The organism is Caulobacter sp. DWR3-1-2 (genome assembly GCF_049896225.1).
Classification (GTDB): Bacteria; Pseudomonadota; Alphaproteobacteria; order Caulobacterales; family Caulobacteraceae; genus Caulobacter.
In genome coordinates, this window is the sequence record NZ_JAFCTW010000015.1 from 71,559 (window position 1) to 85,253 (window position 13,695).

Below are 13,695 nucleotides of genomic sequence, written 5' to 3' on the forward strand. Positions count from 1 at the left end.
TATCACAGCAACACTCTGCTTGACGCGCCCCAGCCGAACAGGGCCGAGCCTTGGGCGATCCTGACAGCCACCAGGCCGGTCGGTCCAGCGGGGAAGTCGGCGGCCCGCTGAGCGGCGGTGTAGGTGAAGGCAGACGCGGCGGTCTCGACGGTGCGGACCACCATTTCGCCGTCGAGGATCTCGACCCGCCAGGCCTCGCGCTCCTCGCCCAGCGGGACCTCGGCCTCCCAGCCGTCGCCGGCCACGCGGGTGCGACGAATCCAGCTGACCAGCGAGTCGACGCTCGCATTGCGGACCTTCAGGCGGACCGGCGACCACGGCCGGTTCGAGAGGCCGCGCCAGGTGGCGACGACCTCGGTCATCGCCGGTCCCGAGGCCGGGCCGCCGGCTGGGGCCGCGCGCCAGACCAACGGCAAGCCGCGCTCCGACGACGACAGGTCGGCCCGCGCCAGGGCGGCGTCCAGTACGACGACCGCCGCACCGGCGGGATTGATCGCCGCCATGGCCGACTCGCTGCCGCCCTGGCCGCGCAGCAGGCCAGACAGGGTCCAGCGATCATCGCCAACCGCCTGGGCGTCGAGGAACTGGATCACCTCCCATTCCCCGCCCGCGCCGCGCACGGCGATGGCGTTGGCGCCCGCCAGCACGGCCGAGCGATCGCGGCCCTGAGGCGCGGCGCCCTCCACCCGGACAGTCAGCCGGTTGGCGCGGTCGAAGCGGTGCAGGGGGCCGGCCGGCAGGTCCGACAGGGTGACTCCGACCGTGGCGGGCACGGCGGCGCTGGCCCGCGCCCGCAGGGACGCCAGCCCGGCGCCGGCATGGATGTCGAAGGCCCGCCAAGGCGCGGCGGCCACCGCCACCAGCGGCCGGTCGTCATCCTGTCCGGGGAGGTCCAGTATGTGCAGCATCGGCGGCCCCGACGTCTCGCGCGGCGGCGCAGGCGACCAGTCGAGGTCGCCGTCCAGGGCGACGGGTGGGGCCGTGGGCAGAAGTCGCACACGGGGATGCTCGTCGAGATCGACCCGCGCCACGCGCCAGGTCACGCCGTCCAAGGCCAGGCGGTCGCCGGGCTCCAGGCGCAGGGCGGCCAGGGGCGACAGGTGGACGGTCGCGTCGCGCGGATCGGTGGCCGCCAGGCGACGCCGGGCCACGGCGCGGGCCTCGGCGGCGCTCAACACCAGCGGGACGTCGAGATCGGCGTTGCCCTCCCCCACCTCGCGGCGGACGATCACCGAGCCGGTCTGGTAGTCGCGAGCGGCGTCGATGAAGCGCAGGCGCAGGGCCCGCACCGGGGCGGCCAGGGCGCGGCCCGTCGCGGTCGGCGCCTCGCGATCCTCGGGCCAGGCCAGGTCGTCGTCGCCCAGCGTCAAGGCCGGCGGGCCGCAACGGCCGGCCAGGACAACGCCGTCCTGCCGCTCGACGGCGTCCAGCGCGAAGGCCCCCAGCAGCGGCGCCAGGGCGTCGCGCAGCCGCATGGGCCGGTCGACCACGTAGCCGATCACGCTGCCGCCGGCCTCACCCGGATCGAGCGTCACCCCCGCCCGGTCAGCCAGGGCGGCGATCAATTCGGGCAGCGGCGCAATCCCGGCCCGGCCGTTCAGCCAGTGGCCCAGCGTCCAGTTGGGCCCGTCGGCCCAGACGCCCGCCCGGGCGGGGAAGTCGGGGAAGGGCCGCGCGTCCCAGCACCAGGCCGCCGCGCGGTCGATCATCGGCCCGCCATAGACCGGCGACATGGGATTGGCGGCCGGGTCGCTTACATGGGCCAGCACCGCCTCCAGCGCCCGGCGCTGGCCGACCTCGTCACGCGTTCCATCCGAGAACGGCGGCAGGGCGCTCTCGGCGCTCTTGGCGTCAACGAACAGGTTGGGCGCGTTGGCGCCCTTGTCGACCGCGCCGCAGCCGAACTCCACCAGCCGCAACGGCTTGGACTTGGGGACCCAGGCCGTGGGACTGGCCGCCCGGACGCCGCCGGGGCGGTTGAAGTGCTGGTGGCTCCACCAGGCCTGCAGGTCCTTGGGTCGGTAGACCCAGGGCTCGCCATAGGCGCCGTCGCTGATTGGCGTTCGCGTCTGGACCAGGCGCGCGGCGTCGCTCGCGTAAAACCAGTCAAAGCCCTCGCCGCCCGCCAGGCTTTGTCTCAGATAGGCGAGGTCGTGCGGCCCCTTGTGGCCGGCGACCGCGTCGAGATGAGCCTCGCCGTCGCGCCAGTCGGCCAGGGGCGGGTAGAAATCGACGCCGACGAAATCGATATTGCCGTCGCTCCACAAGGGATCGAGATGGAAATGCAGGTCGCCGCTGCCGTCGCCGGGCCGGTGGCCGAAATACTCGCTCCAGTCGGCGGCATAGCCGAGCTTCGCGGCTGGTCCGAGCAGGGTGCGCACCTGCCCCGCCAGCGCCTTCAGGGCGCTCACGGCTGGATAGGACGAGATCCCGTCGCGCACCGTGGTCAGACCGCGCAGCTCGGAACCCAGGATGAAGCCGTCCACCCCGCCCGCCAGTTGGGCCAGCTTGGCGTAGTGGAGCAGCATCCGCCTCAGACCCCAGTCTCCGACCGGGCCACTATAGGCCGGAAGACCTTCGGCCGCCCCGAACTGGGCCGCCGTGGCCGCGCCGAACAAGGCCGAGACCTGGGCCGTCGCGGCGGCGGTCTTGTCGGGCGAGCCCGCGCGGCCGGCGGCGGGGTGGCAGGTGATCCGGCCGCGCCACGGATAGGCCGCCTGGGCCGCGCCGCCATAGGGATCGGGCAAGGCGTTCGCGGCCGGTATGTCCATCAGCACGAACGGATAGAGCGTCACCCGCAGCCCGCGTCGCTTCAGTTCGGCGATGGCCTGCAGCACCGCCCGGTCGGCCGGCGTGCCGCCATAGGCCGGACCTCCGCCATGCGAGGACACCACCGCCGCGTCAGCGCGATCGAGGCCTCCCGCCCGCCATTCGAACGGGATCGTCGCCTTGGTCGCCGTCTCGACCTTGGGGCGGATCGCGCACGACCCGCAGCGCAGGTCGTCGCCGAACCAGGCGACCACCAGGGTCACCTCGTCCACATTGGGCAGTTGCGCTTGCAACTGATCGAGCGACACCACCAGATCGGCGAGCCCCTCGGTGTTGTTCAGGGTCTCGGCCGACGTGCGGGTGAGGCCGTCGCGGCGCAAGACCAGGTCGGTCGCGTAGACAAATTCGCCGGCCCCGGGAATCAGGCAGACGCCCTTCAGGCGCTCCTCCAGTCCCGCAGCCGCGCCGCTGGCGCGCGGCCTGTGGAACACCTCGAACGACAGCTGCGGTGGGCGATTGCCATAGGCGCCGAGCGGCAGGTCCTCGAACACGACATAGGCCGTGCCGCGATAGGCCGGAGCGTCCCCCTCCACCGCCGAGATCAGGGCGTCGGGCGCCTGGTCCTCGGCGCCGGTGTGAACGCGCATGAGGACGCCGGCCATGTCCATCGGCTTGCCGTCGGCCCAGACCCGGCCGATCCCGTCAATCGGGCCTTCGCAGACGGCGACGGCGAACGACAGGCTATAGGCGGCGCTGGTGGTGCGCGGGCCTTTTCCGCCGCCGCCCGCGTGACCGTCGACCCAGCGTTCCCTGAACCGCGCCGCCCAGATCACCTGGCCGGCCACCCGGGCCCGGCCGAACACGGCGGCCATCGGCGCGCCCTCGGCGGCGCCCGTCAGGCGCAGGTCCGGGATACGGGGACCGACCTGGCGCGCCGGGGTCAGGGCGTCGAGGGCGGCCTGGTCGATCACCGATCCCAGCACCGCCCCGACCGCCGCCCCGACCGGACCGAACATCGCGCCGCCGGCGGCGGAAAGGATGACCTGAGCCATGGGGATAGTCTCCTTCAGATTGACGGATAGCGGAACGCCGCGACCAGCCGCGCTCGCCACCAGCGCCCCAGCCAGCTCTCGACGCAGGCGCGGCCCCAATAGGCGTGGATCATCCGGTCGGCCGCCGACAGGATCGCGCAGTGCTTGGCGGGGGCGTCGGGGGCCATGCGAAACAGCAGCACGTCGCCCGGCCGGGCGGCGGCGAGGTCCAGCGGGATCAGCGACCGAGCCAGCGCCTCGGCCAGGAGTTCGCGACCGCCCAGCTCGGCCCAGTCGGGGCGATAGGGCGGCGGGGTTTCCGGCTCGGCGCCCTGCAGGGCGCGCCAGACGCCGCGTATCAGACCCAGGCAGTCGCAGCCGACGCCGCGCAGGCTGGCCTGGTGCTGGTAGGGGGTGCCGAGCCAATGGCGGGCTTCGGTCAGGGCGAGATGGCTTGCCACGTTTTCGGCGGCGATCACTTGCCGCCTACGGATCGCTTCGCGATCGTCTTCCCCCAGAGGGGGAAGAGCTCCGCCGCTGACGCAGCGGAAACTCCGCCCCCCCGCCGCGACAGGCGGCGAAGCCGCCAGATGGGGGCAAGTGTGTTCCATCACCGCCGCGCCCCGTCATTGCGCTCGCCTTCGGACGGATACAGCGTCAGGAAATCCTCGCCCGGCGCCGTCGGAAAACCCCGGAAGTTCACGCCGTTGCCGAACGTCTCCCAGCAGGTCGCCCACCGCTTGTCGCAGGTCGCGCCGGGAAAGGCCGCCGCATCGAGCCCGCAGCGGGCGTCACGGAACGCCGCGTCGCAGGACCGTCCGAAGGTGCGGCCCGCCACGCGGTCGAGCGCCGCCAGCGGTCCTTCCAGTTCCAGCGTGAAGGCTCCGCCCTGGACCTTGGCGGCGGCGACGGTGGCGCGCCACAGGCGTACGAACAGGCTCGGCGCCGACCAGTCGATCCGCCGGCACTCGACGCGGGCGCCGTCATAGAGGCCCGCCGCCAGATCCAACTCGGAAAGCCCCGCGTCGTCGAAGCCTCCGACGGCCGTGGCCAGACCGGGCGCGAAGCCCGCCGCCGTGTCGCTGGCCCCGGCGGTCCAGCCGGTGGCGGCCCGGCAGGTCACGCCCTCGACGATCAGGTCCTGGTCATGGTCGGTGAAGCCCAGGACGACGCCGTCGCGGCGGGTCAGGATCCAGACGTGGCACAGGCTGGCCGCGCCGCTCTCGATCGCGGCGGCCAAGGCGTTGGGAACCGCGCGCATCAGACCCGCACCTCGACCAGGGCCACGGCGCCGACCCGCGCGGCGTTGAAGCTTTCCAGGGTGACGTCGATGCGATCGCTGTCGAAACGCACCGGCGTGTCGAACTCGAAGCCGGCGGTGACCGCCGCGCTCACGGCCGGGGCGACCGCGAGCGTCACGAGGCCCGTCACCGTATCGACCGCGAAGGCCGCAGGGCCCAGCACGAAGCCCGCCACCGCGATCTTGACCGTGCCGGCCACAGGCTTGGCGATCGGCCGGACCACCGCCGTGGCGCCCGTCCCGTAGGTCTTGGTCAGGGCGAAGGTCTTGCGACCCCCGTCGCCGACCCCGATCGCCTGGTCGGCCGCCGCCGGCGTGGCCGACGGCGCGCACGACCGGCAGTCGGCCGGGTCGCGGAACCGGAAGCCATGCAGCCGCCCTCGCCGTTCCTCGAAGAACGCCACCAGGGCGGCGGCGTCGTCCAGCGGTCGCGCCGCAGTGCCGATCAGGTAGCGCCGTCGCCCTTGGGCCCAGGGACTGGACCGCCGCTCGAATCCGGAGGCCAGGGTCGTGACCTGGGTCCGCCGCTCGACGCCGCCGGCGCAGCCGAACGCCAGCCGCGCGGGCAGGCGCGCTTCATGGAAGGCCATGGATGGCTCCTTGCGTGTGAGTGATTATTCACTTATGCTCGGCGGGCGTCTTGAGGAGCCGCCTGATGCCTGTCTTGCCTCTGCTGTTCGATCCGCGCGGCGCGATAGATCGGCGCACCTTCTGGTCCGGTCTGCTTCAGCTGGCGGTGATCAGTCTGACCCTCAGCTTCGCACTTGCGTCGCTAGGTCTTCCCTCGGCGTCGGCGGTGCTTCCCGCGATCGGCGAGGCCCTTATCACCGCCGACATCACCGGTCATGTCTATACGGCCAGCCCTCCAAGCGTCGCGCTGGTGGCGTCGATCCTCATCGCTACGGCGCGTCTCTACGCCTCGGCATGCCTGATGCTGAAGCGATCGCGCGACGCTCGTAAGAGCGCCGGCCCACTAATCGCTCTCGGTTTGGCTGAATTGCTCGTTCAAGGGCTCGTAGGACTGTGGATCTACGATCTCTTTGACGACGACGATGTGGCGATGATCCTGCCCATCGCAGTCGACGCGGCGATCACGGCCGGCCTTGGTCTTGGCTTCACGATCTGGGTGGGGATCAGCCCCCTCTCGCCCGAGCAATGGCGCCCGTTCACCTGGCTGAGAGTAGTTCTGGACCCGCGCGGTCGTGCTGGCCGCCGCGCCTTCGTGTTGGGCGAGTTGGCACTTCACGCCACGTTGTTCTTTGCGCCGACCATGCTGTCGTTCTCCACGGCCTTGGTGAGGCGGGGCGGCGTGCCTCTCCTGCTCCTGCTCGTCTCTTATGTGATCATCTGTCTGTATCTGAAGCGCCTGCGTGACGCGGGGCGCGGACCAGGCAGTCTGATCGCCATGATCGGATTCTCGGTCGCCACGATCTCAACGGCCTTGGTGCTCGGAAACCGGCTGTTTCTCGACCAACCGCTGGTCGAGAGCCTTGCCTTTCCGGCTATCTGGATGCTGGCGATCAGCCTTGCCGCCGGCGTCCTCGCTGTGTTCTGGCTCGGCTACGGAATCTGGGTGGCGCTAGGGGAGCCAATCGCCTCGCCCGCCCCTCCCGGCCAGCAACTCGAATAGGCCGCGAAGTTAAACCCGCGTCATGACTTGCAATTCACTTCAACCGCGAGCGGGGCGGCCGTAAATTCTCCCCAAGCTGGGAGCTGAATGACATGGACTGGAAATCGCTTTTCTTCACCGCCGAGGGCCGTATCGGCCGCCAGACGTTCTGGATCGGCTGGTTGATGCTGCTGGGCGCGCACATGGTCGCGGGCTGGATTCCGCTGATCGGCTGGGCCATCGGCCTGGCGGCCAGTTTCGCGGGCGTCTGTATCTACACCAAGCGCCTGCACGACATGGGCCGCACCGGCTGGTGGCAATTGCTGCTGATCCTGCTGGGGCCGGTGCTGGTGGTCGCCTCGGCCATCTCGATCGGTTTCGGCGCCATCGCCGCCGAGATGATGAACGGTGACGCGGGCCTGCTGGCCCTGGCCGGGGTCGGCGGCCTGTTCGTCAGCCTCGCCATCGCCTTGGTGGTGCTGGTCGGCTTCACCCTGTGGGTGGGAACCGCCGAAGGCCAGCGGGACGAGAACCGCTACGGCGAACCGTCGCTGACGCCGGTGCTGGTGTAACAATAAGCCGCTCATCCCGGCGTTCGCCGGGATGAGCGGTGAAAATAATCCCTATAGCCGCCGCGCGCCCAGGCTGACCGCCCGGGCCAGGGCCTGGGCCAGTTGAGCGTCCGAGCGGGCCAGGCCAGCGACGTCGCCGCCCTGGACATTGACTGTCACATTCACCCCGCCTCCGCCCACCGGCTCGATCGCGCCGCCGGTCGCGGGACGAAACAGTTCGGGGCCGCGCTCGCCGACCAGATAGGCGCCGCCGGCGCTCACGGTCCCGCCGTCGGCCCTCGCTCCAGAAAATATGGAGCCGACGGCGCTGGCCAGGGCCGCCGCCAGGCCGCTCCCCTGTCCGCCGCCTGCCCCGGCCGAGACCGCCTGCAGCACCGCTTGCGCGAGCTCGGCCAGGCTGATCTTGCCGTCGGCGGCGGCGTGGGCCAGCGAGCGGACCAAGCCCGTGCCGGCCTTGGCGAAGGCCTCGTCTATGCTCCGCGCCGCCTGCTCGGCCGGGGCCTTCAGGGCGGCGAGCGCGGCGGCGGCCTCGGTGGCGCGGGCGGGGATGGCGTCGAGGCCATCAAGGTCGAACTCGCTCATCGGGTCTCCTCGTCGGGAAAGCGGTTCAGCAGGGCGTCAAGCGCGCCCCGCGTCAGGACCAGCGCGGCCGGCGCTTCGGTCAGGGCCCGCCATTCGGGCAGCGACAACCGCCAGAAGGCCTCGGGGGCGATGGCCAGGCGCAGGGTCGCCAGCCGAAGAGCGTCGGCCCAGCGCGGGCTCACGCGCAGGCCGCCAGGGCGGCGGCCACGGCGGCGACCGCTTCGGGCAGGGTGACGGGCTGGGCCGTCAGCACATCCGGGTCCTCGCCGCCCCCCTCGAGCAGGGCGGCCAGCACGGCGGTCAGCTCGGTGGCCGACATCCGGCCGAACCGGTCGGGCAGCTGGCTCCAGTCGTCGAGTTGCAGGGCGGCCTCGATGCGCGCCAGGGCGCCCAGGGTCAGGCACAGGCGGCGCGGGGTCCCGGCCAGGGGCACGGAGACTTCGCCGCGAGTGGGGTTGGGGGTGGGCATGGAAGTCCTTTCACTGGCGCACTTGCGGGTCCTAGATCGCCGTGAACGTCACCGCGCCGGCCGAGGCCAGCGACAACGCGAAGGCCGCCTCGCCGTCGTGTTCGCCGGCATATTCCAGGGCCGCGACCAGGAACGGCCCTTCCAGCTGGATGAAGTCGGGGATCACCAGCCGCCAGACCCGGGCGGTCTGGGCGAAGAAGCTGTCGCGCACCATCGCGTCGGAAGCCGCGTCGCGGAACACCCCCGCGCCGGAGACGGCGACCGAGCGCACGCCGGCCCCGGCCAGCAGCTCGCGCCAGCGGCCGGTGCTGTCGCCGTCGGTGGCGTCGATGGTCTTGGCGTTGAGGCTGATGGTGCGAGCCCGCAGGCCCGCCACGGTGGTGAAGACCGGCGTCGGCGCGCCGTCGCTGATCTTCAGCAGGATGTCTTTGCCGGCTTGGGCGGCCATGATGAATCTCCGGTTTTCGAGGATTGCGGCGAACACTTGCCCCCTACGGGCCTTCGGCCGTCTTCCCCCAGAGGGGGAAGAGTTCGCGCGCTTGGGCTCCGCCCCCTATGGGGGCGGACCGACCGCGAAGCGGTCAGGTGGGGGCAAGTCTGGATCAGGAGCCTTCCGTCACCGCCCGCACCCGCAGCACCCCGAGCGACAGCTCGCGGTCGGCGGCGCGGAAGACGTCGGCATAGGTCACGCGCAGGGTGACCAGCCGCCGGGCCTCGACGGCCGGGGCGGCGTTGTGCAGGGCGGCGCGAACGGCGGCGGTCAGGGCGCGGGCCTCCTCCGGTCCGCCAAACCGCGAGGCGGCGGTTACGGTGACCAAGTGCTCCAGCGCGTCGGCGTCGGGTCCCGCCGGCCGGCTTTCCTGGCGGCCGACCAGCACGCAGGGATAGGTCGGGCTGCGCGGCGGATCGACATAGATGCGCTGGCCAACCAGGACGGTGACGGCCGGGGCGGCCTTCAGCGTGGCGACCAGGGCGGCGGCCAGGGCCGCGTCGGGACCCAAATTTCCGGGGCCGCTCACAGCCGCGCCGTCCGATAGGGGGCCAGCCACGGCTCGACCAGCCCCAGCGGCGGCTCGGCGCTTGTCTCGGAAGATTGGGCCCGGTGCTCATAGGCGTGGGAGACCAGGGTCAGGATCGCCAGCCGCAGGGGCGCGGGGCTGGCGGGGGCCAGGACCGGGCCCGTGGCGGCGGCGACGCGCGCCTCGGCCGCGTCGATCAGCAGGGTGACCAGGGCGTCCTCCGTGGCGTCAGCCACGCGCAGGAACCCCTTGGCCTCGGCCAGGGTGGTGGAGAGGGGCATGTTGGGATTCCTAAAGGAAGGGACTCCCCCCTCCGGTCCTTCGGACCACCTCCCCCACGGGGGGAGGAGCTTGGTCGCGAAGTCCTCCCCCTGTGGGGGAGGTGTCAGCGAAGCCGACGGAGGGGGGAGTGTTAGGGCCTACGAAACGGCGAACTTCAGCAGCTTGATGGCGTCGAAGTTCTGGATCCCGCCGCCGACCCGCTTGGTGGTGTAGAACAGCACGTGGGGCTTGGCCGAATAGGGGTCGCGCAGCACCCGCACCCCGGCCCGGTCGGTGATCAGATAGCCCTTTTCGAAGTCGCCGAACGCCAGGGCCAGGCTACCCGCCGCGACATCGGGCATGGCCTCGATCTCGGTGACCGGATAGCCGAGCAGGGACGCCGACTGACCCGGCTGCAGGGCCGCGTTCCAGATGTAGTTGCCCTGGGCGTCCTTGAACTTGCGCACCGCGCTGACCGTGCGGCGGTTCATCACGAAGCGGCCGTTCTGGCGGTACTGGGTCTTGGCCGCATAGATCAGGTCGATCAGCTTGTCGGTCGGGTTCGTGGCCGGCCAGGCGCCCGCCACGCCGGTGGCCAGATAGCCCATCTGGCCCCAGGCGTAGGAGGCGTCGGCGGCGGCCACATAGGCCAGCAGCCCCTTGGGCTTGTTGACCCCGTCGCCGCTGACGAAGGCGGCGGTCTCCTGGGCGGCGAAGGCGTCCTGCACCTCCTCGGCCAGCCACTCGTCGATATTGACATAGGCGTCGTCGAGCAGGGCCTGGGTGGCGGCGGGGCTGGCATAGAGCTCGCCGGCCGGGAAGTCGATGACGTCCAGGGTCGGCGGGGTGGTCTCCGGCCGCGCAGCGGTCTCGGCCACCCAGCTGGCGGCAAGACCGGCGGTCGAGACCGGCTTGCGGAAGGTCCCCGAGCCGATGGTGCGCACCTGGCAGATGTCGCGCATCGGGCTCGTGGCCTGGAGGCGCCGCAGAATCTGGCGTTCCAGTTCGGGCGGCGCCACATAGCCGCCGGCTGTGGCCACGCCCTCCGACAGGCCCTTGGCTTCCAGCAGCGAGGCCAAGGACGCGGAAGGCGTCTCGCCGGTCTTGATATAGCGGTCGAAGGCGGCCTTGCGCTCGTCGACCCGCGCCAGCGGCGCGTCACCGCCAAGCGTGGGCCGCCGGGCGTCAGACAGCACGCGGTCAAGCCGCGCCTGGGCGTTGGAGACGGCCTCGTCGATGCGGGCGACCTTCTCCTCCAACAGCACGTCGGCCCGCTTGGTCTCCAGCGCGGCCAGCCGCTGGTCATTGGCGGCCTTAAAGCCCTCGAACGCCGCCAGCACTTCGTGCAAGGCCGCGCGGGCCTCCGGCGAGGCCAAGGCCTGCTTGGTTTCCTTCATGGGGATCTCCGGTTTTTGAAAGGTCAGAAAGAAGGTCCTCCCCCTGTGGGGGAGGCGATCGCGAAGCGATCGGTGGGGGGAGTTTTGGAGCGGCGGATCACTCCCCCCTCCGTCGGCTCCGCCGACACCTCCCCCACGGGGGGAGGAATTCTGGGCCTCAGCCGACGCGCTTGAGCCGCGCCCCCGGCAACATCGGGAACGTCACGATCGACACTTCCCACAGCTCCACCTCGCGCAGCACGCGCAGGCGGCCGGTGTCGTCGGGTCTGGCCTTCACCGCGCGGAAGCCGATCGAGAGGCCGTCCAGCGCCCCGGCCTCGACCAGGGCGGCGACCAGCCTCCCCCTCGGGGTCGTGCGGAGAATCCGCCCACGGACGTAGAGGCCCGAGGCGTCCTCGGCGATCTCGTCCCAGACCCCGACGGGTTCGGCGTCGTCGTGCTGGTGCAGCATCTTGACCCCGGCCGGGCCGGTGCGGGCCAGGCTGGCGGCGAAGGCCCCGGCGGCGGTGACGTCGTCATTGAGGTCGCGGGTCCAGAAGAGGGACGCGTGGCCTTGGATTTGGAGGTCGTCCTTCATGGCTGACCTCCATCCAGCTTCGTCTCGATCCTGGCCAGCGAGGCCCGGGTGGCTTCGGCCTGAGTCTCCAACCGGGCCAGGCGCTCGGCCACCGGGGTCTGGGCGTCTAGCCGCTGGCTCAGATTGTCGATGCGGGCGCTGGCCCGGCCAGTCCACAGCAAGGCGCCAGCGGCCTGCAAGGCGATGGCCACCAGTAGGGCGACCGAGACCTGGCGGTCCAGCCGCCAGCGCGGGGGTGAAGTCATGGGTGTCTCCGGTTGATCGGAAAGGTCCTCCCCCTGTGGGGGCGGCGGCCGAAGGCCGGTGGGGGGAGTGTTGGGGTCGTTGATCCGGGAGGCGGCTGGCCTCCGATCCCTCCCCCCTCCGTCGGCTTCGCCGACACCTCCCCCACGGGGGGAGGACTATCCCTCCAGCCCCGCCAGCCGCCGCCGCTCGGCGTCGGTGAGGAAGCTGGCGCCTTCCAGTCGCGCCCACAGGGCGTCGCGCTCGGCCCACAGGGCCGGCACCGCGTCCAGGTCGCAGGCAATCTTCGCACCGGGGAACTTCGGCGCCAGCCACACCGACAGGGCCCGCGCCGCCCGCTCGGCCAGGGGCACGACGGTGTGGCGCCAGAAGGCTCCGTTGGCCTCGCGATAGTTGGCGTAGGTGGCGTCCCCCGGAATACCGAGCAGCTGGGGCGGCACGCCGAAGGCCAGGGCGATCTCGCGGGCGGCGGCGTGCTTGCCGGCGATGAAGTCCATCTCGGCCGGGCTCAGCGACATCGGCCGCCAGTCCAGCCCGCCCTCCAGCAGCAGCGGCCGGCCGGCGTTGGCGGCCCCGGAATGGGCGTCGCCGAGCTCGGCCTTCAGCCGCTCGAACTGCTCGGCGCTCAGTCGGTCGCCGGCGTCGCGGTTGGCGTAGACCAGGGCCCCGGACGGCCGGGCGCTATTGTCGAGCAGGGCCTTGTTCCAGGCCCCCGAGGCGTTGTGCACGTCGATCGCGAAGGCCGCCGCCTCCAGCGGGGAAAAGCCGTAGTGATCGTCGGTGGGGTTGAACAGTTTGAGGTGCAGCACCGGCAGCCAGCCGGCGGCGTCGCGCCCGATCCGCGCCGTGCGACCGGCGGCCTGGTAGTCATAGGCCAGCGGCCAGCCGCGCGGGCCGGGCACCACGGTCATCCGGTCGGGCCGCAGGGCGTAGAGCTCGGTGGGGACGTCGCTGCCCTCTCCCCCTTGAGCGGCTTCCAGGTAGCCGTTGCCGGCCACCGTCAGATTGCCGAAGAACGCCTCCATCAGGTCGGGCCCGCCCTGTTCGGGATTGGGGGCCTGGAGCAGGACGCGCAGCGGATGGTCGTCGGCGCGGCGGCCGTCGACGAAGACGGTCATCGGCACCGAAGCGGCGGCCTCGGCGATCATCCGCACGCAGCGATAGGCGATCGGGTTCTTGGCGAAGCCCTCGGACGCCAGGGCGGCATAGTCCCGCGGCGTCCAGCGCGGTTGGCCCGCCGTGGTGATGGCGATCAGCCGCGCGGCGCGGGAGTCCTTGGCCTCCGGCGCCACGGGGGGCGGTCGTCGTCTGAACAGGGGCATGGGGCGCCTCGGAGGTTGAGAACGAAGAGGGAACATGGTATAGATGCAGGATGATCAACATCAGGTCCTCCCCCTGTGGGGGAGGCGGCCAAAGGCCGGTGGGGGGCGTGAAACGACATGCGAGAACCCAAGGCCTACGTGGCCCGAGCGCGTGAGCTGCGGAAGGAAATGTCCTTGCCGGAACGAGTGCTGTGGTCAGCCCTGAAGGGGTCTCGGCTCGACGGTTTGAAGTTTCGCCGCCAACATCCGATGGGACCCTACGTCTTTGACTTCTTCTGTGTTTCAGCGCGGCTGGCGGTCGAGATCGACGGCTACGCGCACGAGGTCGGCGACCAGCCCGAGCGCGACGCCATCCGTGACGCCTGGATGGCGGAACGGGGTGTGCGAACGCTCCGAATTCCCGCTCGTTGGGTGCTGGACGACGTGGATAGCGCGGTCGCGGCGATCCGCACGGACATGCAGGAACACTCCCCCCACCGGCCCTTCGGGCCACCTCCCCCACAGGGGGAGGATTTCCGCTTCTAAGTCCTCCCCCTGTGGGGGA

At 71.4% G+C, this 13,695-nt stretch carries 17 protein-coding genes; 3 read left to right on the top strand and 14 right to left on the bottom strand.

What is annotated here, in order from left to right; translation table 11 throughout:
• Nucleotides 1–2: 2 nt before the first annotated feature.
• The 4 genes from ACP696_RS18170 to ACP696_RS18185 all read right to left on the bottom strand — a co-directional run bounded on the left by ACP696_RS18170 (nt 3) and on the right by ACP696_RS18185 (nt 5,690).
• Nucleotides 3–3,821, bottom strand: a complete 3,819-nt coding sequence (locus ACP696_RS18170) for a baseplate multidomain protein megatron (RefSeq protein WP_426044132.1) — start codon at nt 3,819–3,821, stop codon at nt 3–5.
• A 14-nt stretch (nt 3,822–3,835) separates the two neighbouring features.
• Nucleotides 3,836–4,279 carry an NlpC/P60 family protein gene (locus ACP696_RS18175; protein ID WP_426014888.1) on the bottom strand — a complete coding sequence of 148 codons (444 nt, stop codon included), beginning with the start codon at nt 4,277–4,279 and terminating at the stop codon, nt 3,836–3,838.
• Between the two features lie 131 nt (nt 4,280–4,410).
• A complete protein-coding gene (locus ACP696_RS18180; protein ID WP_426014889.1) occupies nt 4,411–5,061 on the bottom strand; it encodes a baseplate hub protein in 651 nt (216 codons plus the stop codon).
• Nucleotides 5,061–5,690: a phage distal tail protein, Rcc01695 family gene (locus ACP696_RS18185; protein WP_426014890.1), complete on the bottom strand. Its 630-nt coding sequence runs from the start codon at nt 5,688–5,690 to the stop codon at nt 5,061–5,063. The genes ACP696_RS18180 and ACP696_RS18185 overlap by 1 nt, the downstream gene beginning before the upstream one ends.
• 65 nt (nt 5,691–5,755) lie before the next feature.
• Here ACP696_RS18185 and ACP696_RS18190 point away from each other — a divergent pair, with 65 nt between their 5' ends.
• On the top strand, nt 5,756–6,730 hold the full coding sequence (locus tag ACP696_RS18190; RefSeq protein ID WP_426044133.1) for a hypothetical protein: 975 nt from the start codon (nt 5,756–5,758) through the stop codon (nt 6,728–6,730).
• A gap of 92 nt (nt 6,731–6,822) precedes the next feature.
• Complete coding sequence (locus ACP696_RS18195; protein WP_426044134.1) at nt 6,823–7,281, top strand: DUF805 domain-containing protein; 459 nt, start codon at nt 6,823–6,825, stop codon at nt 7,279–7,281.
• Nucleotides 7,282–7,332: 51 nt separating this feature from the next.
• On the opposite strand, the gene ACP696_RS18200 is transcribed toward ACP696_RS18195, so the two are convergent.
• The 10 genes from ACP696_RS18200 to ACP696_RS18245 all read right to left on the bottom strand — a co-directional run bounded on the left by ACP696_RS18200 (nt 7,333) and on the right by ACP696_RS18245 (nt 13,187).
• The gene (locus tag ACP696_RS18200) at nt 7,333–7,863 is read right to left on the bottom strand and encodes a phage tail tape measure protein (RefSeq protein ID WP_426014896.1); all 531 of its coding nucleotides are present in this window, start codon (nt 7,861–7,863) and stop codon (nt 7,333–7,335) included.
• On the bottom strand, nt 7,860–8,045 hold the full coding sequence (locus tag ACP696_RS18205; RefSeq protein WP_426014898.1) for a phage tail assembly chaperone: 186 nt from the start codon (nt 8,043–8,045) through the stop codon (nt 7,860–7,862). The genes ACP696_RS18200 and ACP696_RS18205 overlap by 4 nt, the downstream gene beginning before the upstream one ends.
• The gene (locus ACP696_RS18210; RefSeq protein WP_426014900.1) at nt 8,042–8,332 is read right to left on the bottom strand and encodes a GTA-gp10 family protein; all 291 of its coding nucleotides are present in this window, start codon (nt 8,330–8,332) and stop codon (nt 8,042–8,044) included. The genes ACP696_RS18205 and ACP696_RS18210 overlap by 4 nt, the downstream gene beginning before the upstream one ends.
• A gap of 31 nt (nt 8,333–8,363) precedes the next feature.
• Nucleotides 8,364–8,780, bottom strand: coding sequence for a phage major tail protein, TP901-1 family (locus ACP696_RS18215; RefSeq protein ID WP_426014901.1), 417 nt, complete (start codon nt 8,778–8,780; stop codon nt 8,364–8,366).
• A gap of 154 nt (nt 8,781–8,934) precedes the next feature.
• Nucleotides 8,935–9,351, bottom strand: coding sequence for a DUF3168 domain-containing protein (locus ACP696_RS18220; protein WP_426014902.1), 417 nt, complete (start codon nt 9,349–9,351; stop codon nt 8,935–8,937).
• The gene (locus tag ACP696_RS18225; protein WP_426044135.1) at nt 9,348–9,632 is read right to left on the bottom strand and encodes a head-tail connector protein; all 285 of its coding nucleotides are present in this window, start codon (nt 9,630–9,632) and stop codon (nt 9,348–9,350) included. The genes ACP696_RS18220 and ACP696_RS18225 overlap by 4 nt, the downstream gene beginning before the upstream one ends.
• Nucleotides 9,633–9,770: 138 nt before the next feature.
• The gene (locus ACP696_RS18230) at nt 9,771–11,009 is read right to left on the bottom strand and encodes a phage major capsid protein (RefSeq protein ID WP_426014906.1); all 1,239 of its coding nucleotides are present in this window, start codon (nt 11,007–11,009) and stop codon (nt 9,771–9,773) included.
• Between the two features lie 157 nt (nt 11,010–11,166).
• Nucleotides 11,167–11,586: an HK97 family phage prohead protease gene (locus tag ACP696_RS18235; RefSeq protein WP_426014908.1), complete on the bottom strand. Its 420-nt coding sequence runs from the start codon at nt 11,584–11,586 to the stop codon at nt 11,167–11,169.
• On the bottom strand, nt 11,583–11,831 hold the full coding sequence (locus tag ACP696_RS18240) for a hypothetical protein (RefSeq protein WP_426014910.1): 249 nt from the start codon (nt 11,829–11,831) through the stop codon (nt 11,583–11,585). The genes ACP696_RS18235 and ACP696_RS18240 overlap by 4 nt, the downstream gene beginning before the upstream one ends.
• Before the next feature lie 156 nt (nt 11,832–11,987).
• Entirely contained in the window at nt 11,988–13,187 is a 1,200-nt protein-coding gene (locus ACP696_RS18245) for a phage portal protein (protein ID WP_426044136.1), read from the bottom strand.
• A 132-nt stretch (nt 13,188–13,319) separates the two neighbouring features.
• Here ACP696_RS18245 and ACP696_RS18250 point away from each other — a divergent pair, with 132 nt between their 5' ends.
• Nucleotides 13,320–13,676: an endonuclease domain-containing protein gene (locus tag ACP696_RS18250; RefSeq protein WP_426044143.1), complete on the top strand. Its 357-nt coding sequence runs from the start codon at nt 13,320–13,322 to the stop codon at nt 13,674–13,676.
• The last annotated feature ends 19 nt before the right edge of the window (nt 13,677–13,695 follow it).